This window comes from Streptomyces sp. NPDC057702, assembly GCF_042799315.1.
Lineage (GTDB): Bacteria > Actinomycetota > Actinomycetes > Streptomycetales > Streptomycetaceae > Streptomyces.
The window spans coordinates 118,667-140,741 of sequence record NZ_JBHVJC010000012.1 but is presented as its reverse complement, the minus strand read 5'-3'; the positions used below and the strand labels follow the sequence as shown (position 1 = coordinate 140,741).

General features: G+C 73.5%; 23 protein-coding genes. 4 read left to right on the top strand and 19 right to left on the bottom strand.

The window, feature by feature from the left end:
* Positions 1–103: 103 nt before the first annotated feature.
* From ACFVFR_RS11465 to ACFVFR_RS11455, 3 genes are read right to left on the bottom strand one after another with little or no spacing between them, the layout of a single operon-like run.
* Complete coding sequence (locus tag ACFVFR_RS11465) at positions 104–937, bottom strand: Scr1 family TA system antitoxin-like transcriptional regulator (RefSeq protein ID WP_383699883.1); 834 nt, start codon at positions 935–937, stop codon at positions 104–106.
* Positions 934–1,449 carry a DUF6879 family protein gene (locus ACFVFR_RS11460; protein WP_383699881.1) on the bottom strand — a complete coding sequence of 172 codons (516 nt, stop codon included), beginning with the start codon at positions 1,447–1,449 and terminating at the stop codon, positions 934–936. Before ACFVFR_RS11460 ends, ACFVFR_RS11465 begins: the two co-directional genes overlap by 4 nt.
* The gene (locus tag ACFVFR_RS11455; RefSeq protein ID WP_383699879.1) at positions 1,433–1,642 is read right to left on the bottom strand and encodes a hypothetical protein; all 210 of its coding nucleotides are present in this window, start codon (positions 1,640–1,642) and stop codon (positions 1,433–1,435) included. Before ACFVFR_RS11455 ends, ACFVFR_RS11460 begins: the two co-directional genes overlap by 17 nt.
* Positions 1,643–1,986: 344 nt before the next feature.
* On the opposite strand from ACFVFR_RS11455, the gene ACFVFR_RS11450 reads away from it, so the two are divergent.
* The gene (locus ACFVFR_RS11450) at positions 1,987–2,748 is read left to right on the top strand and encodes an alpha/beta fold hydrolase (RefSeq protein WP_383699877.1); all 762 of its coding nucleotides are present in this window, start codon (positions 1,987–1,989) and stop codon (positions 2,746–2,748) included.
* A gap of 345 nt (positions 2,749–3,093) precedes the next feature.
* On the opposite strand, the gene ACFVFR_RS11445 is transcribed toward ACFVFR_RS11450, so the two are convergent.
* The 16 genes from ACFVFR_RS11445 to iolC form a co-directional block, all read right to left on the bottom strand.
* The gene (locus ACFVFR_RS11445) at positions 3,094–3,300 is read right to left on the bottom strand and encodes a hypothetical protein (RefSeq protein WP_383699875.1); all 207 of its coding nucleotides are present in this window, start codon (positions 3,298–3,300) and stop codon (positions 3,094–3,096) included.
* The gene (locus tag ACFVFR_RS11440) at positions 3,297–3,557 is read right to left on the bottom strand and encodes a hypothetical protein (protein ID WP_383699873.1); all 261 of its coding nucleotides are present in this window, start codon (positions 3,555–3,557) and stop codon (positions 3,297–3,299) included. The genes ACFVFR_RS11445 and ACFVFR_RS11440 overlap by 4 nt, the downstream gene beginning before the upstream one ends.
* Before the next feature lie 824 nt (positions 3,558–4,381).
* Positions 4,382–4,648 (bottom strand): DUF4235 domain-containing protein, encoded by a 267-nt coding sequence (locus ACFVFR_RS11435; RefSeq protein WP_383699871.1) that lies wholly within the window; start codon positions 4,646–4,648, stop codon positions 4,382–4,384.
* Positions 4,645–5,115, bottom strand: a complete 471-nt coding sequence (locus ACFVFR_RS11430; protein ID WP_383699869.1) for a DUF3618 domain-containing protein — start codon at positions 5,113–5,115, stop codon at positions 4,645–4,647. The genes ACFVFR_RS11435 and ACFVFR_RS11430 overlap by 4 nt, the downstream gene beginning before the upstream one ends.
* The gene (locus ACFVFR_RS11425; RefSeq protein WP_383699867.1) at positions 5,112–5,531 is read right to left on the bottom strand and encodes a phage holin family protein; all 420 of its coding nucleotides are present in this window, start codon (positions 5,529–5,531) and stop codon (positions 5,112–5,114) included. The genes ACFVFR_RS11430 and ACFVFR_RS11425 overlap by 4 nt, the downstream gene beginning before the upstream one ends.
* Before the next feature lie 258 nt (positions 5,532–5,789).
* Positions 5,790–7,940, bottom strand: a complete 2,151-nt coding sequence (locus ACFVFR_RS11420) for a CocE/NonD family hydrolase (protein WP_383699865.1) — start codon at positions 7,938–7,940, stop codon at positions 5,790–5,792.
* 64 nt (positions 7,941–8,004) lie between these two features.
* A complete protein-coding gene (locus ACFVFR_RS11415; protein ID WP_383699863.1) occupies positions 8,005–9,312 on the bottom strand; it encodes an ATP-grasp domain-containing protein in 1,308 nt (435 codons plus the stop codon).
* Between the two features lie 302 nt (positions 9,313–9,614).
* The gene (locus ACFVFR_RS11410; RefSeq protein WP_383699861.1) at positions 9,615–9,743 is read right to left on the bottom strand and encodes an LPFR motif small protein; all 129 of its coding nucleotides are present in this window, start codon (positions 9,741–9,743) and stop codon (positions 9,615–9,617) included.
* A gap of 420 nt (positions 9,744–10,163) precedes the next feature.
* Positions 10,164–10,652, bottom strand: a complete 489-nt coding sequence (locus tag ACFVFR_RS11405) for an ATP-binding protein (protein ID WP_383699859.1) — start codon at positions 10,650–10,652, stop codon at positions 10,164–10,166.
* A 258-nt stretch (positions 10,653–10,910) separates the two neighbouring features.
* The gene (locus tag ACFVFR_RS11400; RefSeq protein ID WP_383699857.1) at positions 10,911–11,363 is read right to left on the bottom strand and encodes an iron chaperone; all 453 of its coding nucleotides are present in this window, start codon (positions 11,361–11,363) and stop codon (positions 10,911–10,913) included.
* Positions 11,364–11,622: 259 nt separating this feature from the next.
* A complete protein-coding gene (locus ACFVFR_RS11395) occupies positions 11,623–13,116 on the bottom strand; it encodes a CoA-acylating methylmalonate-semialdehyde dehydrogenase (RefSeq protein WP_383699855.1) in 1,494 nt (497 codons plus the stop codon).
* Positions 13,117–13,243: 127 nt separating this feature from the next.
* Positions 13,244–15,121, bottom strand: coding sequence for a 3D-(3,5/4)-trihydroxycyclohexane-1,2-dione acylhydrolase (decyclizing) (gene iolD, locus ACFVFR_RS11390; RefSeq protein WP_383699853.1), 1,878 nt, complete (start codon positions 15,119–15,121; stop codon positions 13,244–13,246).
* On the bottom strand, positions 15,118–16,101 hold the full coding sequence (iolB, locus tag ACFVFR_RS11385; RefSeq protein ID WP_383699851.1) for a 5-deoxy-glucuronate isomerase: 984 nt from the start codon (positions 16,099–16,101) through the stop codon (positions 15,118–15,120). Before iolB ends, iolD begins: the two co-directional genes overlap by 4 nt.
* A 4-nt stretch (positions 16,102–16,105) precedes the next feature.
* Entirely contained in the window at positions 16,106–16,402 is a 297-nt protein-coding gene (locus ACFVFR_RS11380; RefSeq protein WP_383699849.1) for a hypothetical protein, read from the bottom strand.
* 5 nt (positions 16,403–16,407) lie between these two features.
* Positions 16,408–17,295, bottom strand: coding sequence for a deoxyribose-phosphate aldolase (locus tag ACFVFR_RS11375; protein WP_383699847.1), 888 nt, complete (start codon positions 17,293–17,295; stop codon positions 16,408–16,410).
* A gap of 228 nt (positions 17,296–17,523) precedes the next feature.
* Positions 17,524–18,588, bottom strand: a complete 1,065-nt coding sequence (gene iolC, locus ACFVFR_RS11370; protein WP_383699845.1) for a 5-dehydro-2-deoxygluconokinase — start codon at positions 18,586–18,588, stop codon at positions 17,524–17,526.
* A gap of 255 nt (positions 18,589–18,843) precedes the next feature.
* On the opposite strand from iolC, the gene ACFVFR_RS11365 reads away from it, so the two are divergent.
* From ACFVFR_RS11365 to ACFVFR_RS11355, 3 genes are all read left to right on the top strand, one after another.
* Positions 18,844–19,767, top strand: a complete 924-nt coding sequence (locus ACFVFR_RS11365; RefSeq protein ID WP_383699843.1) for a sugar phosphate isomerase/epimerase family protein — start codon at positions 18,844–18,846, stop codon at positions 19,765–19,767.
* A 179-nt stretch (positions 19,768–19,946) separates the two neighbouring features.
* On the top strand, positions 19,947–20,966 hold the full coding sequence (locus ACFVFR_RS11360) for a Gfo/Idh/MocA family protein (protein ID WP_383699841.1): 1,020 nt from the start codon (positions 19,947–19,949) through the stop codon (positions 20,964–20,966).
* A 74-nt stretch (positions 20,967–21,040) separates the two neighbouring features.
* On the top strand, positions 21,041–22,057 hold the full coding sequence (locus tag ACFVFR_RS11355) for a Gfo/Idh/MocA family oxidoreductase (protein ID WP_383699839.1): 1,017 nt from the start codon (positions 21,041–21,043) through the stop codon (positions 22,055–22,057).
* Positions 22,058–22,075: the final 18 nt, after the last annotated feature.

Below are 22,075 nucleotides of genomic sequence, written 5' to 3'. Positions count from 1 at the left end.
CCTTACTGTGGTTGATGACACGAATTCGTCGGTTGACGCGTCACACCTGTGATGTACCCGGGAAGAGGCGGATCGCGCCTCCTTCTCCGTCATCGACTAAAGATCATGAATGACTGGCGGCAGACCACGCCGTCAGCAGGGCCCTGGCCTTGTCATCGAAAACGGCGTAGCTCTCCAACGTGGCGAAGAGCTCCACGTGCACACTGATATCTCTTGGATCTCTGAGGATGACGATGCCCGTGGTGTTTTCTACTGTGACGAGAGAATCGTCGTAGACGGTAAACGTGTCCAGCGCGGCCGTCGGCTTGTGTCCCGCTGTCGGAATGATCCCGATCCGGACGTTCCGAAGGTGGGTCAGTGACGCCAGACGGTCTATCTGCGAGACCATCCCGGCCGGCGGCAAGAGGGGCCACCGCACGGCCTGTTCGGTCAGCAGGAAAGTGAAGAGCTTCGTCGTGTCATGAAGGACTTCCTGTCGTTTCAGTTTTCTCTCGATCGTCTTGGTGACGTCGACCGTTGACTGGGCGAGGCTGGCCTGAACGTATTCGGGCGTGGACAGGAGCCCGGTGAGCATGGACAGGAGAAAGAACCGGAACCGCGTGGACGTGGCCTCCAGCGCCGCAAGTTCGGCCTGCTTGGCCTCCAGCCCTCGGCGTCGCATTGAACGCAGACTCTGCCACTCGGTGTTGGCCAGTCGCGCGAGGGTGAAGACCTCCTCGACGACGTCGGGCGGAGCGGCGACGGCACGCAGGATTCGTTCCAGGTCGAGCAGGCTGGGCTGGGCCTTCCCGTTCTCGATGCGGCTGATCTTCGACTGGGACATGTCGCACCGCAGGGCGAGCCGGTCCCCGGTGAGGCCGGCTCGCCCGCGCAGTTCTTTCAACGTGGCGGCCAATTCCCGTTTCGGCCGCCCTGGTCGCTGAGGATCGAACGTCACGGACCGCTCACGTACTCCAGAAACGGGACGGACTCGGCGACGGCCAACCGTTTCCACCGGCGATAGGGCTCAGGACTGCCTTCGAGGAGTTCCCGGTTGATCTGCGTCCCATCGGCGCGGTAGTTGAGCAGAACCACCGTGGAATCATCGAACAACCAGAAGTCCTGGTCCGGCAGTCCGGGGTTGTCTCGGTCGGTGAGATCGAGAATGCGGATATCCTCGCCCGCCGTCACGTGGTGCCGGTAGTAGTAGTCGAACTCGAACCGCAGATAGTCCGAGAGCGGACGGGTTACCACATGCACCCGCCCCACGCTCTTCCCCTCCGCCGTCCACTGCCGGACCTCGTCCATCCAGGGCGAGGCGTAGTCGTCCGGGGAGTTCTCCCCGGCGAGAAAGCGCTTCAGCTTCTCCTCTTCCTGGGGCATCGTGTAGACGGGCAGCGTCTCCAAGCGCCATGCCCCGTGCTCCATGGAATCGAAGCAGTCATTCCACGCGTCACCAGCCAAGTGCACGAATAGCCTCCCTGAGAACCGGCTCCGGAATCTCCACGAGCCCCTCTCCGGCGGGCGGAGTGAACGCGTCGGAAACGTCGCCCTGCACGAGGATCGACCCCTTCGCGGTGCGATACACGTTCGGGCAGTCCTTCTCGCCACACTCGCCGGTGCCGTTTCCCGTGAGTCGGGTCAGCGTCGAACGCTCGGACATGTCAAACCCCCTCGCTCCGGCCCTACTTGGGCCTGCGAATACCGACCGTAGAGGGGTCGGAACGCTACGTCCACGTATCGCCGTGACTATGCGTGTTCTCGCATAAAGAGACCCCGGCCGCCCCCCGCTGCGCCTGCCGCGTTCGCCTCGCCCGCAGGCGCGGGCACCGGCTTCGCGAAGCTTCCCCCGCGCCCGCACCCACACCCACACCCGCGCTCACGCGCGGCCAGCGCGGCGGCGGGGTGTCGGGCCGGGCCGGTGGGAACTGGGCCGGTGGGGTCGGGCCGGTGGGTGGGGGCGTAATCGGGAGGCGGGGTGAGGGCGTGCTCCGTAGGGTCTCTCGGATGACGCTCTCTTATGACGTGGCCGGAGACGGTCCCGCGCTGGTACTGCTGCATTCCGGGGTGTGTGACCGACGGATGTGGGACGCGCAGTGGCCGGCCCTGGTCGACGCCGGGTACCGGCTGGTGCGCTGTGACCTTCGTGGTTTCGGCGAGACTCCCGCGGCGGACCGGTCGCACAGCGACGCCGAGGACGTACGGGAGCTCCTGGACACTCTCGACATCGGGCAGGCGGCACTGGTGGGCTCCTCGTACGGGGGCCGGATCGCCCTGGAGTTCGCCGCGCGCTGGCCGGAGCGGGCGAGCGCCCTGGTGCTGCTCTGTGCTGGCATGCCCGGGCACGCGGCATCCGACGCGCTGCGCGCGGTCGGTGAGCGCGAGGAGGCGCTGCTCGCGGCGGGGGACGTCGAGGGGGCCGTGGAACTCATGGTCGAGACCTGGCTGGGCCCGGACGCCGACGAGGGCGCCCGGGAGGCGGTGCGTCGGATGCAGCGGCGCGCGTTCGCGGTGCAGCTCGCCGCCGAGGAGTTCGAGCCGATCAGCACCGAGGTCGACCTGGCGAACGTGCGGGCCCGCTGCCTCGCCCTGTCGGGCGGGCACGACCTGGTGGACTTCCGGCAGATCGCGGCCCAACTGCCCGGCCTCGTCCCGAACGCCCGCCATGTGGAACTGCCCTGGGCCGGCCACTTCCCCAGTCTGGAGCGGCCCGCCGTGGTGACCGACCTGCTGGTCGACTTCCTGCGCGAGGCCACCCCCGCCGGCTGAGCCCGCTCGCCGCTCCGTCCCGCCGGCTGGGCGTACCGACGCCGACCGGCGCTGCCCCCGGACGCGGACGGCTGCGGGGACGCGGACGGCTCCGGGAAAACGGGTGGGCCCGGACGCGAGTGGGCCCAGGCGCGGTGGGGCCCGGACGCGAGTGGGGCCGGTCGCGGATGGGCCGGGACATGGATGGGCCCGGCGGACCGTCGTCGTGCGACGGGGCGCCGGGCCCGTGCAGACCTCGCCTCGCAGGCCGTTTGTCCGGGGGCGGTGGGCCCATCGGGTGCACGCACATCAGCCGATGGGCCGCGCCGGGCCGGACCACGCGTCCTCGCGAGGCGGGGTGTGCGCTTACGGTGCGAGGTGAGCCGACACGCTGCGCAGGATGTCCTGCGGCGAGAGGGCGGCCGTCACCTCAGGGACGTCCACCTCGTGGAGCGACTGACCCTCACCAGCCACGATGACCGCGAACTCCGCGGACCTCCGGGCCTCCGACGCGTGGCCCTGTTGCACGGCCACGACGCGGCCGCCCGCTTCGGTGATGACGGTGAGCTTCATGAGAAACCGCCTCCCTGAAGGTTGTGGGTGCCCGCTTCGCCACCGACGTTCCGGATGGTGACGCCGTACTCGGTGCCGCCGCTTCCGTTCTTGCGCTTGCTGTGGTTGAACGCGATGTGCGACGGACCGTTTCCGGACGGCTTCACGTCCGGCCAGGCCGTCTGCGCACCACGGTCCTGGCCGTTGAAGCTGAACGACCATGTGGTCTGCGCGCCAGCGGCCAACGTGGTGACCGCTCCGACGTTGTTGAATGCCACGACTTCTTCCTTTCGCTATCCGAAGTCGAAGGTCGATCCGGCGAATTCCGCTCGCCTGCCCGATCGGACTCCAAGGCCCGTGTCGGGACGCGGAATTCGGATGACCTAATCGGCAGCGTGACAGTCCGGCGTGACGCCTGCTATCACTCAAAAGAGGTATATTCTCGGCCTTATCGTGTAGTTCCGCCCATGTGGTCTCTCGCTTGCACGGCAGCGCGTGTACGCCGCGCACGGCACAGCTCCCCCTTCCGGCGCCTGTGGTGCACGCGTGTCCGTCCCGTGGGGGCGCGGGTTCGCCTGCCGTCGTCGTTGCCGACCCCGCTGACCTGGGCCGAGGTCCTCGCGGCGACCGGCCACGGCCTCGGTGGGCGCGGCCGGCGTGGTGGCGGCGGTGGGGAGTCGGTCGGGCCGGGTCGGGCGCTGGGGTGCGCGCGGCAGCGCCGTACCGGGGCGGACTCGCGCCCGCGTGCCGGCGACGCGGTCGACTCACGGCCCACGGGCCCGCCGGCCGCCACGCGCCCGACGGACGCGCCCCGCGCGAGCCGGCGGCCCGGACAGGCGGTGACGCCCCGCGCGGCTTCCCCCTCGCCCGGCCGCCGCCCCCTCGCGCGATCCGACCCGGGGCGCGCACCCGTTCACCCGCCTTCGCGGGGGCCGCGAGCGGTGCGGACCACGGCGAGGGGGCGGCCTGGCGAGGGGCGGCCCGGCGCCCGCGCGGGGGGTCACCGGGGGGCGTGACAGGGGCCGTGACGCACGGCGGGCCCGCCCCTGAGGGCGGGCCCGGGTGCCGGCGGGTGGGTCGGTCGCCCCGGCCAGGCGGGAGGTCAGTCGGGCCAGGTGCCGGTCAGGCGGCGGGTGGTGACGGCGCCGCCACGCTCCACGGCGGCCTTGACCCCGGCGAAGATCGCGCCGTGCAGGACGGAGGCCGCCAGCACCTCCCGCCAGGTGCGGTGCTCGTCGGTGGCGTCGGGAGCGTCCTCCTCGTGCCCGAGCCGCTTCCACACCTGCTGGAACACCATGCCGGCGAGGAGGCCGCTGACGGCGCCCATGGCCAGGCCGACGGGCTTGTAGGCGAGTGCGACCGCCTTCACCGCGACCGCCGGGCCCGACGGACGAGGAGCAGCGCGACGACGAGCGCGCCGGTCACCGCGAACAGCGGAGTGCGGTTGGCCCGTGCCACCTCGGCGCCCTGGCTGGCCTTCTCCCGCACCGGCTCGGGCGCCTTGTCCCGGGCGAGCTGGCCGACCTGGGCGGCCTTGTCGCGGATCTGCTCGGAGGTGGCGGCCGCCCTGGCGCGCGCGGGCTCCGGTGTCTTCTCCTGGACCAGGTGGGCGGCCCGCGCCGCCTTGTCCCGCAACTGGGCCTTGGCCTGCGCCGCCTTCGCGTCGAGTTGCTGCCTGGCGGCCGCGGCCTTCTCCTGCGCGCGGGCCCTGACGTCGGTCTTCTCGACCAGGGACTGGACCGTCTCGCCCAGTTCCTCGCGCGTCTCCTCGGCCTTGGCGCGCAGTTCCCCGGTGGTGGGCTGGGAGTCGTCGGTCTGCGGCTTGCTCTTGGTCATCGCTGCGCCCTCTCCTTGATTTCGGCTACGTCGGCCCTGACGCTGTCCACCGTCTGTTCCGGTGCGGGCGGGGCCGCCTTGCTGATCTGCTGCCTGCCGAGGATCGCCAACAGCCCGGCGACGCCGGCCAGGACGGCGGTGACGACCAGCGCCGCGACCCACACGTCCAGCGCGAGGGCCAGGGCGGCGATCGCGGTCGCCACCAGGGCCTGCAGGGCCAGGACGCCCACCAGGCCGGCACCGCCGAGGAGGCCGCCACCCCTGCCGAAGCGCCTGCCCTTCTGGGTCATCTCCGCCCGCGCCAGGCGCATCTCGTCGCGCACCAGTTGGGACAACTGCTGGGAGGCCCGCTGGACCAGCTCGCCCACGGGCTCCGTCGATCGCTCGTTGGGGTGGCGGGAGTCGACTGTGGTCATCGGTGTACGCCCTTCCTTCCTCGGCGTTCCGGGCGGCTCGGGGGCGGTCGTCGTGCTCGACGGGTAGCCCTTGGCGGCGGCCATGTGACGTCTCTCCCTGGGGATCGCGTGCGGTCGGTGAGTACGTCGGGTACCCACGTCGCGCCGTCCGACGCGCCGGCGGCCCATGTCGCCGTACGGTGCGCGCGGCGGCCCTCGGGAGTGCGGGAGGTGGGCGTGGCGGACGCCGCGTGGTGGGTGGGCGCGCCGTGCGGTGGCTCACAGGCCATCGCGGGGCACCGTCTCGTTCCAGCTACGGGAGAAGACCCGCCGGTCCCCCTCGTAGCCGTCCAGCGTGGCGTTGACCTGGAACGCGTTCTCGTCGCAGCGCAGCACGGTGCGGGTCTCCACGCGGACGTCCCAGTCGTCGCGTCGAAAGCGCATGGTCCAGGCCGACTCGCCGTGCGGGGAGGTGAAGTCGTCGGCGACGGACGTGTAGCGCTCGTGGGCGCGCGTGCCGACGTCCAGACCTATGTCGTCGAAGCGCACCAGCCCCCGGTCCTTCACGATCTCCAACTCCGCCCGGTAACCGACCAGGTCACGCTTGACGTCCCAGCGCTCCTCCACGGGACTGAGCCGGGTGGTACGCAGCGGAGGCGCTCCCTCCGGCTCTCCGAACGGCCACGCCGGCCCCTCGTCCCGGCCGGCCGGGCGTACCGGGAGCGTCAGGCTGCTCGTTCCCTCGTGGACGCTCAGCAGGACGGGGCGCGGGGGCGGCCAGGCCAGCGGCCAGTACGAGGTGGACAGGGAGAGCCGGATGCGGTGGCCGGGCGGGAACGCCTGCGCCACGCCGTTGAGTTGGACGACCGCGCGGTAGCGGCGCCCGGGCTCCAGCGGTGCGGGGTCCTCGGTGCCGTCGCCCCGGCCGATGTTGAGGATGCCGTACGTCACCCGCGTCGCACTCCCGTCCGGCGCCACGTCGGAGATCCGGGCGGCGACCTGGGCGACCGGCTCCGAGACGGTGAGGTCCAGCTCCACGGTGGGCGATCCGAGGATCTCCACCCGCTCGGTGAGCTGGTCCGTGTCGAAGACCAGGGAGCCGCCGTCCTCCTCGCGCTGGTCGTACGGCAGGTCGGGGGGCGCGTTGTACGAGGCCCACTTCCCGGCGAACTGGCCCACGGACAGCGGCGAACGCACCGTCATCGCCTCGCCCGGCTCCCCTGGACGTCCCGCCTCGTCCGCCGCCACCGCGGGGCCGGCCTCGGCGACCGCGCTCACGCTGGCGTCCGCGACCGGCCCCGCGCCCCGGCCGGCGGGGTCGCGGGTGAGCCGGCCGGTGTCCTCGGGTGCCTCCCGGGGGGCGCCGAGGCGGTGCCGGGTGAGGGGATGGGTGACCTGGTGGACGTGCGGCGAGGGCCAGCTCGGCTCGGCGATCCACCGGCCGGGGCGCTGCGCGTACGCGGTGGAGGGAGGCACGGTGTCCTGCATCCAGGTACGCAGCATGGGGCCGTCCATCACCCCGTTCTCGATGCCCTTGAGCCAGCGGTCCCACCAGCGCACGACCTCCTGCAGGTAGCCGATCGCCGGTCCCGGCTCGCCCAGGTGGGGGAACGTGTGCGACCAGGGCCCGATCAGGCCCTTGCGGGGCACGTCCAGGTTGGCGAGCAGCCGGGTGACGGCGTTGGAGTAGCCGTCGGCCCAGCCGCTGGAGGCGAGCACGGGGCAGCGTACGGCCTGGTAGTCCTCGCAGACCGAAGCGCGCTGCCAGTAGGCGTCCCGACGCTGGTGGCGCAGCCACTCCAGGACCCAGGGCTCGGTGTTGTCCAGGCGCTCGTGCCACATCTCGCGCCAGCGCTCCCCGACGACGGCCGGGTCGGGCGGGCAGGTGCCGTAGGCGAACATGGTGCCCGCCTCGGCGAGGCTGTCGGAGAGCAGCGCGCCCCCCATGTAGTGCATGTCGTCGGCGTACCGGTCGTCCGTGAAGGAGGAGATGACGATGGCCCGCAGGCTCGGTGGCTGGCGGGCCGCGACCTGGAGCGCGGCGAAGGCGCCCCAGGAGAGCCCCATCATCCCGGTGGTGCCGTCACACCAGGGCCGCTCGGCCAACCAGGCCAGCACCTCCTCGGCGTCGGCCTGCTCCCGCTCCAGGTACTCGTCCCGCAGCACCCCCTCCGAGTCCCCGGTGCCCCGCAGGTCCACGCGTACGCAGGCGTAGCCGTGACCGGCCAGGTAGGGGTGGTGGACGGAGTCGCGCACGGAGGTCAGGTCACGTTTGCGGTAGGGGATGTACTCCAGGATCGCCGGGACCGGCTCGTCCTCGGACGAGACGGGGCGCCAGACGTGTGCCGACAGGCGCACGCCGTCGGACATGCGGATGGTCAGGTGGTGCTCTTCCCTCGTCGCGTACGGCAGGTCGCTCACGTGTCGCATGGGCGGGGCTGGCTCCTTCCTCGCGCCCGCGTCGCCCCGTGGACGGGTCCGGTGCGCGGTGTGCTCAGCGGGCCGGCTGGGCCGGGCCCTTGGGGGGTGTGGCCGCGAACCGGTGGTTCAGGGCCGCGACGCAGCGGTCGTACTTCTCACGCAACTCCTCCTCGCTGTCGCCACCGGTGACGATGTGGGCCACCTCGTAGCTGTAGTTGTCCTGTTCGCGGGCGTCGGAGAGGTTCTCGCCCCGGGCGGGGACCAGGGTGACGCGCGCGCCGGGCACGTCCCGCTCGATGCGCTCGATGTCGGCCGGGCTCGGCACCCCACGCACCGCGGCGTCGGCGAACCAGCGGTAGTACCACTTGGCCGCCATCCGGTAGGGGCCCTCGCGGTAGGGGAGGGCCGGGTCCTCGCCGAGCGCGAGGCGGACCATGCAGTGGTGGTTGGGCACCCCGTCCACGTACGCGAAGAGCGGCGCGTGCGACTGCGAGTGCCGGGGGTTGATCTCCAGCAGGTTGATCGCGTCGGTGCGCGGGTCGTAGAAGAACTCGATGCTGAACGTCGCGTTGTCGAAGCCGATCTGCCGCATCACGCGCGCCGAGACGTCCCGCAGCCGAACGAGCACCGACTCGGGCAGCGTCGAGGGGTACTGGTGACGCAGGAAGCTGGAGCTGTCCGGGTAGTCGATCGAGTCGAGTACGCCGTAGACGGTGACCAGGCCGTCGTGGACGTATCCCTCCACAGCGACCTGGATGCCCGTCAGGGTCTCCTCGGCCAGACACACCTGGCCACCGGTGCCGATCATCTCGGGGGGCAGCTCCAGTCGGTCCAGGACGTGGTCGAAGGGGCGCCCGACGCGGTCTATGCCCTCACGTACGCGCGCGACCGCGTCCTGGAACTCCCGCTCGTCGGACACGCCGAACGCCAACTCGGACGAGTACGCCACCGCCGGCTTGACCCACATCGGGAAGCTCATGCCCGCCGGCGGCCGGGGGTTGTCGGCCGCCAGGTCGACGCGGCCGAAGCCCGGGTGCTCCTCGATCGCCTTGCGCTGCTCCAGCCGGCTCCAGTACTTGTGCTCGCACTTGGCGACGGAGGCCAGGCTGGTGCCTCGGGTGCCGTAGCGCGCGTTCAGGATCGGGACCAGCGCGCTGACGGGGAAGTCCCAGTACCCGACGATCGCGTCCACGCCGCCGTCGAGGGCGTCGAGGGCGCCGACCGCCTTGGCCACCAGGCGGTTCATGTCGACCTCGCCACCCTGGAGTTCGTCCGGCTCGAACAGGCCGTGGAACGTGAGGTCGGCGGCGCCCGGCATGCTCCGCAGCACCCGCAGGTTGGCCTCGTCCGCACCGATCACGACGATGTTCCTTCGGCTCACCACTGCTCCCTGTCCTCGGCGTGCGCTTCCGCCGTCGCCTTCCTCGTTCCTCCGGGATCTCTCATGTGTTCCGCCTCCTCGGCATGACCGTCCGGCTGGCGTGGGGACCGGTTACCCGGTCGCGCCCGCTCGATGTCAGATCGCCGCCGGCGTCGGGGTGAGAGGTGTCACGGCCCGGGCGGCTCCCCCGGTGCGCGTGGCCGGGCGCCGGAGGGGTGGTGGCCGCGTGCGGGGCGAGCGTCGACACAGGGCGTCAGGGACGGGGCGTCGGGGGCGGGGCGTCAGGGGCGGGGCGCGAGGGGTCAGTGGCGACCGTGCGCGCTGTCGGACGCACCGCCGAACAGGCGGGCGATGGCGCGGAAGGGCAGGGTCACGACGGTGGCGATGGCACTGCCGATCGAGCGCAGTACGTCCGCGATGGCCTTGAACATGTGGGCTCCTCTCCGGGACCTTCAGCTCCCTGAGCTTGGCGTCTCCGGCGGGTCCACCCGGATGCGGCGAGGTGCGCGAGGGTGCGCCGGAGTGAGGTTCAGGGTGTCCCGCGAGCGGTTTCGCAAACGCCCTGTGACCTCATCGGCCCTACCGGACGCCGAAACGTCGAGGGCGACAGCTACGGAACGGCGCGAGGCGGTGGGGGAACGTGGCGCTGGTGAAGCGGGTGTGGCGGGCGCGGGTGGGGGCAGGGTCGTACGGGAGTGGGGGGCGGGCCGGACCAGCCGGCCCGAGGCGGCCCGAGGCGGCCCGGACCGGCCGGCCGAGGTCCCGTCCTCGCGTACGGGAGCCGCGGTGGTGGCCGGGCCCGAGGAGCACTCCCCCGTACGGGTGCGGTCCCGCGCGCGCCCGCGCGGGGTCTAGGCGATCAACTCACACCACACGACCTTGCCGCTTCCGCGCGCCTGCCGACCGCGCCCCGCGAGCCGGTAGCAACTCCAGTTGTCGGCGTACTCGCTCACCAGACGCAACCCCCGGCCGCTCTCCTGGTGGAGGTCCCACTCGCCCGCTCTCGGCGAGACGGGAAGCTCGGAACTCGTGTCCCGCACACTGATCCGCAGGACGCCGGTTCGCCAGCCGATCCGCAGCGAGGCCGAACCCCGCGCGTACCGGAACGCGTTACTGGCCAACTCGGAAACGAGCAGTTCAGCACGGTCGAGAAGGTCGGCAGGACCGTGCAGGCGCAGCACGGTGCGGGCCAGGGCGCGGGCAACGCTGGGAGCGAGCGGGCTGTGCGGCAGGTACAGGGTGTACCGCCAGGCGTCCGAAGGGGCACCGATGGCCGACGCGGCCAGGGCGACGGCCGGGACGACAGAGACGTTGGGGACGACTGAGGCATCGACGATCACGGAACTTCCCCTCTGCGGTGGGATACCTGTCACCGCGCCCGACGGCCGCCCTGGCGCCGCCACGCCCGGACGACCGCACGCGGCGGTGCATCTCCGGACGCGGAATGCCGACGTTCGGTTCATGATCGACCGCGGTGGCCTGGCGGGCCGAGGCGAACGGTTCCGTGCCGCGCGCCCTTTCGGGCGCCACCCAGCGCACCACCACCCGCACACGCCCGCCCGCCGACCACCCCGCCGCCGGCCCCGAGGGCCCGCGCCTCAGCCCACCGCGCGCTTGACGAGTTCGGCGATCCTCGTCTCCGCCTCGGCCGTCACCTCGGTGAGCGCGAACGCCGCCGGCCACATGGTGCCCTCGTCCAGCTTCGCGGTGTCGCTGAAGCCGAGCGTCGCGTACCGGGTCTTGAACTTGCCCGCGCTCTGGAAGAAACAGACGACCTTGCCGTCCAGCGCGTACGCCGGCATCCCGTACCACAGCTTGGGGGCGAGCGTGGGGGCGCTGGCGGTGACGACGGCGTGCACGCGCTCGGCCATGACGCGGTCCGACTCCCCCATGTCGGCGATCTTCGCGAGCACGTCGCGGGCCGCCTCCGCCGCCTTGTCCGCGCGCGATGCGCGCCGGCTGGCCTTCTTCAGGTCCTGGGCGTGCTCCTTCATCGCGGCCCGCTCCTCGGGGGTGAATCCCTCGTGCGTGGTGTCGTCGGCGTTGCTCATGGCGTGGCTCCCCTTGGCGGCCGTGCGGCGGGCCGTGTCGTTCCGGTTCTGTGGGGACCCTAGCCCGCCCCACTGACAACGCCCCCGGAGACCGACTCACCGCCGATCGCCCACCGCCCAGGGCCCACCCGACACCCGCGCGGCGCCACCGGCACACGCCCGGCCCCGCCGACCCGGGGCGGCGGGTCGACGGGGCGGGGGTGCTTCGGGGCGGCGCGGGGGCCGGGCCGCGGGGGCGCGTCAGCGGCGGGACCGACCGTCAGCGGTGGCTGGGAAAGCCCAGGTCGACGCCGCCGTCCTCCGGGTTGGGCCAGCGGGTGGTGACGACCTTGCCGCGGGTGTAGAAGTGCACGCCGTCGTTGCCGTAGATGTGGTGGTCGCCGAAGATCGAGTCCTTCCAGCCGCCGAAGGAGTGGTAGCCGACCGGGACCGGGATGGGGACGTTCACGCCGACCATGCCCGCCTCGACCTCCATCTGGAAGCGGCGGGCGGCGCCGCCGTCGCGGGTGAAGATCGCGACGCCGTTGCCGTACGGGGAGGCGTTGATCAGTTCGACGCCCTCGTCGTAGGTCTCCACGCGCAGGACGGACAGGACGGGGCCGAAGATCTCGTCGCGGTAGGCGTCGGCGGTCACCGACACCTTGTCCAGCAGGGACAGGCCGATCCAGTAGCCGTCCTCCTTGCCCTCGACGGTGAAGTCCGTGCCGTCCAGCACCACTTCGGCCCCCTGGGCGCTGGCGCCGTGCACGTAGGAGGCGACCTTGTCCCGGTGCGCGCGGGTGATCAGCGGGCCCATCTCGGAGGTCGGGTCGTCGCCGGGGCCGATCGTGATCTTGGCGGCGCGCTCGGTGATCTTGGCGATCAGGGGGTCGGCGGTGGCGCCGACGGCCACCACGGCCGAGACGGCCATGCAGCGCTCGCCGGCCGAGCCGTACGCCGCCGAGACCGCCGCGTCGGCCGCCGCGTCCAGGTCGGCGTCGGGCAGCACGAGCATGTGGTTCTTGGCGCTGCCCAGGGCCTGCACGCGCTTGCCGTGGGCGGTGGCGGTGGCGTGGATGTGGCGGGCCACCGGGGTGGAGCCGACGAAGCTGACGGCGGCCACGTCGGGGTGCTCCAGGAGGCGGTCGACGGCCACCCGGTCGCCGTTGACGATGTTGAGCACGCCCTCCGGGAGCCCGGCCTGGGTGGCGAGTTCGGCCAGCCGGTACGCCGCCGAGGGCACCTTCTCGCTCGGCTTGAGCACGAAGGTGTTGCCGCACGCGATGGCCAGCGGGAACATCCACAGCGGCACCATGGCCGGGAAGTTGAACGGCACGACGCCGGCCACCACGCCCAGCGGCTGCCGGATGGAGGCCACGTCCACCCGGGTGGAGACCTGCGCGGACAGCTCGCCCTTGAGCAACTGCGGGATACCACAGGCCAGTTCGACGATCTCCAGGCCACGGGCCATCTCGCCCAGGCCGTCCGCGTGCACCTTGCCGTGCTCGGCGGTGATCAGGTCCGCGATCTCGTCGCGGCGCGCGTCCAGCAGCTCGCGGTAGCGGAAGAGGACCGCGGTGCGCTGCGCCAGGGACGAGGTGCCCCAGGTGGCGTACGCGGACTTCGCCGCGGCCACGGCCGCGTCCACCTCGCTGGCCGACGCGAGCGCCACCCGCGTGGTCTGAACGCCGGTCGCCGGATCGGTGACCGGCCCGTACGTGCCGGAGGTGCCCTCCACGGGCTTGCCGTCGATCCAGTGGTCGATGGTCCTCATACCAGGGAGACCTTTCTCGTGACGGGGCACGCGGGGCGCGTGCGGGGCGCCGCGGGCCGGGGTGGGGCACCCGAACGCGCGGGCGGTGGGACGGGAAGGCGAGCGGGCGGGGTAGGCGGTGACGGGGTCAGAGGTGGCGGCGGCGGGCGGTGACGCGCTGGTCGTACTCCTGGCGGGCCCGGGTGGCCGCCGGTCGGGTCGCCGCCTCGGCGACGGGAACATCCCACCACGCGTGGGTGCCCGGCGCGCTGGACACTGTGTCGGTCGTTTCGGTCTCCACGTAGACACATGTGGGCCGGGTGGAGGCGCGCGCGGCGGCCAGCGCGGCGCGCAGCTCGCCGACGGTCGCCGCGCGCAGCACCTCCACGCCCAGGCTGGCCGCGTTGGCGGCCAGGTCCACCGGCAGCGGCGGGCCCGTGTAGCCGCCGTCGGCGGCGCGGAAGCGGTACGCGGTGCCGAACCCCTCGCCGCCGACCGCCTCGGAGAGGCCGCCGATGGAGGCGTACCCGTGGTTCTGGACCAGGACGACGTTGATGTTGACGCCCTCCTGGACGGCGGTGACCAGTTCGGTCGGCATCATCAGGTACGTGCCGTCGCCGACCAGGGCCCACACCGGCCGGTCCGGGGCGGCCAGCCGGACGCCGATGGCGGCCGGGATCTCGTAGCCCATGCACGAGTAGCCGTACTCCAGGTGGTACTGGCGCCGGGAGCGGGCCCGCCAGAGCTTGTGCAGGTCGCCGGGGAGCGAGCCGGCCGCGTTGATGACCACGTCGTCGTCGCCGACGACCGCGTCCAGCGCGCCGACGACCTGCGTCTGGGTGGGCCGGGCCGTCTCGTCCGGCGCGGCGTACGCCCGCTCGACCACGCGCTCCCAACGCTCTCTGCCGCGCGCGTACTCGCTCGCGTACTCCGCCGTGACCCGGTGTCCGGTCAGCGCCTCGGCCAGCGCGGTCAGGCCCGCGCGGGCGTCGGCGACCAGCGGCAGCGCGGCGAGCTTGTGGCCGTCGAAGGCGGCGATGTTGAGGTTGACGAAGCGCACGGCCGGGTCGGCGAACAGGGTGCCGGAGGCGGTGGTGAAGTCGGAGTAGCGGGTGCCGACGCCGATGACCAGATCGGCGGCGCGGGCCAGGTCGTTGGCGGCGGCGGTGCCGGTGTGGCCGATGCCGCCGACGTCGGCCGGGTGGTCGTGGCGGAGCGAGCCCTTGCCGGCCTGGGTGGCGGCGACCGGGATGCCGGTGGCGTCGACCAGGGCGCGCAGCGCGTCCTCGGCCTCGCTGTGGTGGACGCCGCCGCCCACCACGAGCAGCGGGCGGCGGGCGGCGCGGACGGCCCGGGCGGCGGCGGCCAGGGCGGCCGGGTCGGGCGCGGGGCGGCGTACGTGCCAGACGCGTTCGGCCAGGAACTCCTCGGGCCAGTCGTACGCCTCGGCCTGTACGTCCTGTGGCAGCGCGAGGGTGACGGCGCCGGTCTCGGCCGGGTCGGTCAGCACCCGCGTGGCCGCCAGGGCGGCGGGGATGAGCGCTTCGGGGCGGGTGACGCGGTCGAAGTAGCGGCTGACGGGGCGCAGCGCGTCGTTGACGGACACGTCGCCGGCGTAGGGCACTTCGAGCTGTTGGAGCACCGGGTCGGCGGGGCGGGTGGCGAAGGTGTCGCCGGGCAGCAGCAGGACGGGCAGCCGGTTGACGGTGGCCAGCGCGGCGCCGGTGACCAGGTTGGTGGCGCCGGGGCCGATCGAGGTGGTGACGGCGTGGGTGGCGAGCCGGTCGCGCTGGCGGGCGTAGCCGACGGCGGCGTGCACCATGGCCTGTTCGTTGCGGCCCTGGAGGTAGGGCATGGTCGCGGGCCCGGACTCCAGCAGGGCCTGGCCGATGCCGGCGACGTTGCCGTGTCCGAAGATGCCCCAACAGGCGGTGACCAGGCGGCGCTTGTGGCCGTCGCGCTCGGTGTGCTGCGCGGCCAGGAACGCGATCAGGGCCTGGGCGACGGTCAGGCGGCGGGTGCTCATCGGGCGTCTCCGTTCGGCGTGGCGGCGGGCCCGGGGTCGGTGTCGGACGTGGGGCCGGGTGCGGCGTCGGGGCCGGGTGCCGGCTCGTCCGGGCGCGGGGCCTGGTACAGCGGCAGGCGGGGGTCGACGGGCTGGGTGGGCCAGGTGTCGCGGATCCAGGTGTGCGCGGGGTGGTCGCGGATCAGCCAGGCGCGCTCCGGGTCGGGGCCGGCCATGACGTTGAGGTAGTACAGGTGGTGGCCGGGGGCCGCGATGGAGGGGCCGTGCCAGCCGTCGGGGATCAGCACGGCGTCGCCGCCGCGTACCTCGGCCAGGACGTCGGTGTGGCTGCCCGGCCCGGAGGGCGTCACGCGCTGGTAGCCGAGGCCGGGGGTGCCGTGTGCGGCGGCGACCTCGAAGTAGTAGATCTCCTCCAGCTCGGACTCCTGGCCGGGGTGGTGCTCGTCGTGTTTGTGCGGCGGGTAGGAGGACCAGTTGCCGCCGGGGGTGAGCACCTCGACGGCGATGAGCCGGTCGCACGCGAAGACCCCGGCCGCCGCGAAGTTGTTGACCTGACGGGAACAGGCACCGCTGCCGCGCAGCTCGACGGGGACCCGCGAGGCCGGCCCGTAGCGCGCGGGCAGCGCGCGTTCGCAGCGGGCGCCGGCCAGCGCGAACCGGCCACCGGCCGCGCTGGTGAGGCGGGCGTGGGCGTCGCGCGGCAGGTAGGCGAAGTCGGAGACGCCGCTGAACACGCTCTCCCTGCCGTGCAGCGCGAACTCCTCCTCGCCCGCGCTCACCACGCAGCCGCCGGCCAACGGCAGCACGATCCACTCGCTGTCGCCCGTCTCCCAGGCGTGCTCGCCGCCGGCGGGCAGGTCCAGGACGCGCAGCGAGGAGTAGCCCCAGCCGGCCCGGTCGGGGTCGATGGCCAGCGCGTACGGGCCGTCGGCCGCACTGCCGGCCGGCAGGTGGAAGGCGCGGGGAGGGGTGGCGGTCATGGGTTCACGTCTCCTGCACGGGGTGGTGGTCGCGGGGGTACGCGGGCGTGGGCGTGGCCGTGGTGACGGTCGTGGCCGTGGTGACGGGCACGGTGGGTGTGGTGGCCGCGACGGTCGTGGCCGTGGTGACGGGCACGGTGGGTGTGGTGGCCGCGACGGGCGGGGCTGTGGCGACGGTCAGGGCGGCGGGGGCCGGGGTGGCGGCCGTTGTGGTCGGGGCGGTCGGGGTTGGGGTGGCGGCGGCCGTTGTGGTCGGGGCGGTGGTGGCGGTCAGGGTGGGGGTGGCGGTCGCGGCCGGCACGTCGATCACAGCAGTCCGACGGCGGTGTCCACGGCGGCGGCGACGTCACCGTCCGCCGGATAGAGCAGCGCGCGCCCGGCCACCAGCCCCTGCACGGTGGGCAGCTTCAGCGCGTGCCGCCACTTCTCGTACGCCCGCTCCTGGTCCCGCGCGCCACCGCCGACGTCCCCGCCGAGCAGCACGGCGGGCAGCGTGGAGCCCGCCATGACCCGCGCCATCTCCGCCGGGTCGTCGGTGACCGGCACCTTGAGCCAGGTGTACGCGGAGGTCCCGGCCAGGCCCGAGGCGATGGCGATGGAGTGGGCGATGGCGTCGGGGCCGAGATCGTTGCCGACCCTGCCGTCGGTGCGGCGGCAGATGAACGGCTCCACGAAGACCGGCAGCCGGTGGGCGGCCATGTCGTCGATGGCGCGGGCGGCGGAGACCAGGGTGTCCAGCGAGCCAGGATCCTCGTAGTCGATGCGCAGCAGCAGCTTGCCGGCGTCGAAGCCGTGTCGGGCCAGGTCCTCGGCGCGGGGCCCGGTGAACCGGTCGTCCAGCTCGAACGCGGCCCCCGCCAGCCCGCCCCGGTTCATCGAGCCCATCGCCACCTTGCCCTCCAGGGCTCCGACGAGCAGCAGGTCCTCCAGGACGTCGGCGGTGCCGAGCACCCCGTCGACCCCGGGCCGCGACAGCGCCAGACACAACCGCTCCAGCAGCTCCGTACGGTTGGCCATGGCCAACTCCCGCCCCCCGACGGACAGCGCGCCGCGCGCCGGATGGTCGGCTGCGATGATCATGAGTCGCCCGCTGGCTCCCACGAGCGGTCTGCGCGCCCGGCGCGCGGCGGCCTCCGCGATGGCCTCGGGGTGCCGGGCCCGCACCGTCGCGATGTCGCGGATAGGGATAGTCAAGGGAACGCTCGCTCTCGCTGGTGGTCGGGGCGCGGGTGGCCGGGGCCCCGGTGACGGGGCGTGGGCGCGGGGTCGCAGGCGTCGGAGGGTACGGGGTCGCGGCGGCGGATGGGGGCCGGCACGGCTCTGGCGTACGGGGCGTCAGGCGGGGCCCCACGGCGGGAGCCGGGCCGGCGGTCGGGGCCGGGCCGGCGTCGGGCCCGGGGCCGAGACCGGTGGCCCGGCGGGTCAGGGGCGGTCCAGCAGGTCGGTCACCTCCCGTGGGGTGGGCATGGCGGAGGAGCAGGCGAGCCGGGAGGCGACCAGGGCGCCCGCCGCGTTGGCGTACCGCATGACGCGCTCCAGCTCCCAGCCGGCGAGCAGCCCGTGGCACAGCGCGCCGCCGAACGCGTCGCCCGCGCCGAGCCCGTTGACCACCTCCACGGGGACCGGCGGCACCTCGGCGGTGGTGCCGTCGCGGTGCACGGCCAGCACGCCGGCCGGGCCCCGCTTGACGACGGCCAGTTCGACGCCGGCGGCCAACAGGGCCTCGGCCGCCGCGCGCGGCTCCCGCTCGCCGGTGGCCACCTCGCACTCGTCGAGGTTGCCGACGGCGACGGTGGCGTACTGGAGGGCCTTGGCGTAGTACGGGCGCGCCTCCTGCGGGTCGCGCCAGAACATCGGCCGCCAGTCGAGGTCGAAGACGGTGGCGAGCGGGCCGGGGGTGGCGGAGGTGGTGGGCGTGGCGTGCGCGTCGGCGGGGTTGGCCGGGGCGGCCGGGGCCGGGGCCGGCGCGGAGGCGCCCGGGGCGCCCGGGGTCGGCGGGGTGCGGTCGGTGGCGCGGGCGGCCAGCGCGGCCAGGGTGGCCGCGCGGCTGGGTTCGGCGCACAGGCCGGTACCGGTCATCCAGAAGACGCGGGCCGCCCGCACCGCGCCCAGGTCCAGCTCCTCGGGCCGGATCTCCAGGTCGGGGGCCTTGGGCTGGCGGTAGAAGTAGAGGGGGAAGTCGTCGGGCGGGAAGATCTCGCAGAAGGTGACCGGCGTCGGGTACGCGGCGACCGGGGTCACCCACCGGTCGTCCACGCCGAAGTCGCGCAACGCCTCGTGCAGATAGCCGCCGAACGGGTCGTCCCCGGTCCGGGTGATCACCGCGACCCGGCGGCCGAGCCGGGCCGCCGCCACCGCCACGTTGGTGGCCGAGCCACCGAGGAACTTGCCGAACGTCTCGACGCGCGCCAGCGGCACGCCGGTCTGGAGCGGGTAGATATCGACTCCGATGCGGCCCATGGTGATCACGTCGTACGGCTGCGTCATGCTCGCCCTCCACTGTGCCCGGCCAACTCCATCACCAGGTCTAACGGCGGCTCACGCGGCCTGTCAACATTTTGTCCTGACATACTGACGTATCGCGCGCGTTCCTTGACGTGACGTCCTTATGTCAGGACGAAGCCTTGACAGTGTGTGGGGTGGCGGGAAAGCTACCCGGCAAGGCCGTCCACCGATCCGCCCCGGCCCCGCCGGGAGCCCCACGGGCCGGTCAGCGCCGACCGGCGAGAGGAGAGCGTGCCCATGGCCGCTGCCCACCAGCCCGTCCCCACCGCCCTGGACCGCATCCGCGTCGGCTCGGCGCCCGACTCCTGGGGTGTCTGGTTCCCTGACGACGACCAACAGGTGCCCTGGTGGCGCTTCCTCGACGAGGTGGCCGAGGCCGGGTACGCGTGGATCGAGCTGGGCCCGTACGGCTATCTGCCCACCGACCCCGCGCGGCTGAGCGACGAAACGTCCCGGCGTGGGCTGAGCGTCTCCGCCGGCACCGTCTTCACCGCCCTGCACCGTGGCCCGGCCGTCTGGGACGCCACCTGGGAGCACGTGGCGCGGGTGGCCGAGCTGACCCGCGCCATGGGCGCCGCCCACCTGGTCGTCATCCCCGCCTTCTGGCGCGACGACCGCACCGCCGAGCTCATCGAGAGCCCGGAGCTGACCCCGACCCAGTGGCGCGACCTGGCCTCGGGCACGGAGCGGCTGGCCCGGCGGGTGTGGGAGACCTACGGCCTGCGGGTCGTCGTCCACCCGCACGCCGACACGCACATCGACGGCGAGGCCAACGTGGCCCGCTTCCTCGACGCCACCGACCCCGACCTGGTCCGCCTGTGCCTGGACACCGGGCACTACGCGTACTGCGGCGGCGACAGCGTGCGGCTCATCGAGACCTACGGCGAGCGCATCGGCTACCTGCACCTCAAGCAGGTGGACCCGACGATCCTGGCGTCGGTGATCGAGCAGGGCCTCCCGTTCGGGCCCGCCGTGCGGCGCGGGGTGATGTGCGAACCGCCCCTCGGGGTGCCCGCGCTGGAGCCGGTGCTGACCGCCGCCCAGGGGCTGGGCGTCGACCTGTTCGCCATCGTGGAACAGGACATGTACCCCTGCCCGCCCGACCAGCCCTTCCCCATCGCCCACCGCACCCGCGCCTACCTGCGCGGCTGCGGCGCCTGAGTCCCGTCCCCCACCCGCCCCGGGCGCGCCGTACGCCCCGGGCGCCCGCGCCGCCGCGTAGGCCACCGACCACCGCGCTGACCCCGCGCACCGCCACCGCACGCCGCCGTACGCACCAGCCCCCACCACCCTCGTACGCGCACCCGCACCACACCCGCACCACAGAGGAGCACCCGCACATGCCGCAGCAGCCACCGCTCCGGGTCGCCGTCATCGGCACCGGCCGCATGGGCGCCGATCACGTACGCCGCCTCCACGAGGTCACCCACGGCGCCCGGGTCACCGCCGTCGTGGACATCGACGCGGAGCGGGCCAAGGCCGTCGCGGACCGCATCGAGGGCTGCGCCGCCTACACCGAGCCCGCCGCGGCCATGGCCTCCGCCGACGTGGACGCCCTCCTGATCGCCTCCCCCGGGCCGGCCCACGAGGCGGCCCTGCTCCAGGCGTTCGCGCACGACCTGCCCGTCCTGTGCGAGAAGCCGCTGACCCCCGACGCCGCGTCGGCCCTGCGCGTCCTGGAGGCCGAACAGCGCCTGGGCCACCGCCGCGTGCAGGTCGGCTTCATGCGCCGCTACGACGCCGGGTTCCTGCGGCTCAAGGCGGCGCTGGACAGCGGCGAGTTCGGCCGGCCGCTGATGCTGCACTGCCAACACCGCAACGCCAGCTCCCCGGCCGGCTTCACCAGCCAGATGATGATCAACGACTCGGTGGTGCACGAGATCGACACCACACGCTGGCTGCTCGACCAGGAGATCACCGCCGTCACCGTGCTGCGCCCCCGGCCCTCCGACGCCGCCCCCGCCCACCTGAGCGACCCGCAGTTCGTGCTCTTCGAGACCTCCGGCGGCGCGCTCGTCGACGTCGAGATCTTCGTCAACTGCGGCTTCGGCTACCAGGTGCGCTGCGAGGCGGTCTGCGAGTCCGGCAGCGCCCGCACCGGCGACGAGTCCGGACTGCTCACCCAGTCGGCGGGACGCTGGGGCGGCACGATCCCGCGGGACTTCGTGCCCCGCTTCGCCGACGCCTACGACCGCCAGGTGCAACGCTGGGTGGACGCCACCCGTCGCGGCACCGTCGAGGGCCCGAGCTGCTGGGACGGGTACGCCGCGGCGGCCGTCTGCGAGGCGGGCGTCGCCGCCCAGAGCTCGGGCCACCGCACCGCCACCGAACTGGTCGAGCGCCCGGCCCTGTACGCCTGACGCCGCCGCCCCGCGCCGGCCACGCCCCGCCCACCCCACGACGCGCCCCTGCCTCACAGACGGGAACCCGCCCCATGCGCATCGGACTTCTGGGCGCCGGCCGTATCGGCACCCGCCACGCCGCCACCCTGGCCGCCCTGAGCGACGTCGGCGACCTGCTGATCGGTGACGCCGACCCGGCCAGAGCGCACGCGCTGGCCCAGGCCGTCGGGGCACGGGCGTCCACGGTGGACGAGGTGTTCGCGGGGCACCCGGACGCCCTGGTCATCGCCACCGCGACCGCCGCGCACGCCGCACTCGTCACCCGCGCGGCCCGCGCCGGGCTGCCCGCCTACTGCGAGAAGCCCGTCGCCACGGACCTGGCCGGCACCATCGGCGCCCTGCGCGCGGTCGAGGAGGCCGGCACCCTGCTCCAGGTGGGCTTCCAGCGCCGCTTCGACGCCGGGTACCTGGCGGCCCGAACGGCGCTGCGCGCGGGCGCGTTGGGGCGACTGCACACCATCCGTGCCCTCACCTCGGACCCGACCCCGCCACCACCCGCCTTCCTCGCCGGGTCCGGCGGCCTGATCAGGGACTGCCTGGTGCACGACTTCGACGCCGTGCGCTGGCTGACCGGGCGGGAGGTGCGGGAGGTGTACGCCACCGGCGCGGCGGGCGGTGCGGAGTTCTTCCGCGCCACGGGTGATGTGGACACCGCCGCCGCGCTGCTGACGCTGGACGACGAGACCCTGGTCACCGCCACCGCGACCCGGTACAACGGCGCGGGGTACGACGTCCGCATGGAACTGGCGGGCGAGCGCGCCCAACTCGTGGTCGGCCTCGACGCCCGCACGCCCTTCGCCTCCGCCGAGCCCACCGGCCCGCCCGCCCCGGCCCGCCCCTGGGCCGGCTTCTGGGACCGGTTCGAGGCCGCCTACCGCGCGGAGCTGGTGGCGTTCCTGCGGGCGGCGCGGGGCGAGGAGGCCAACCCGTGTTCGGGGCGGGAGGCGCTGAGCGCCCTGCTGGTGGCCGAGGCGTGCGAGCTCTCCCGACGGGAACACCGCCCGGTACGTCTCACGGAAATCCATGACCGCGTCGGTGGTGTTTCGTAACATCCGTCGCCCCTCGGT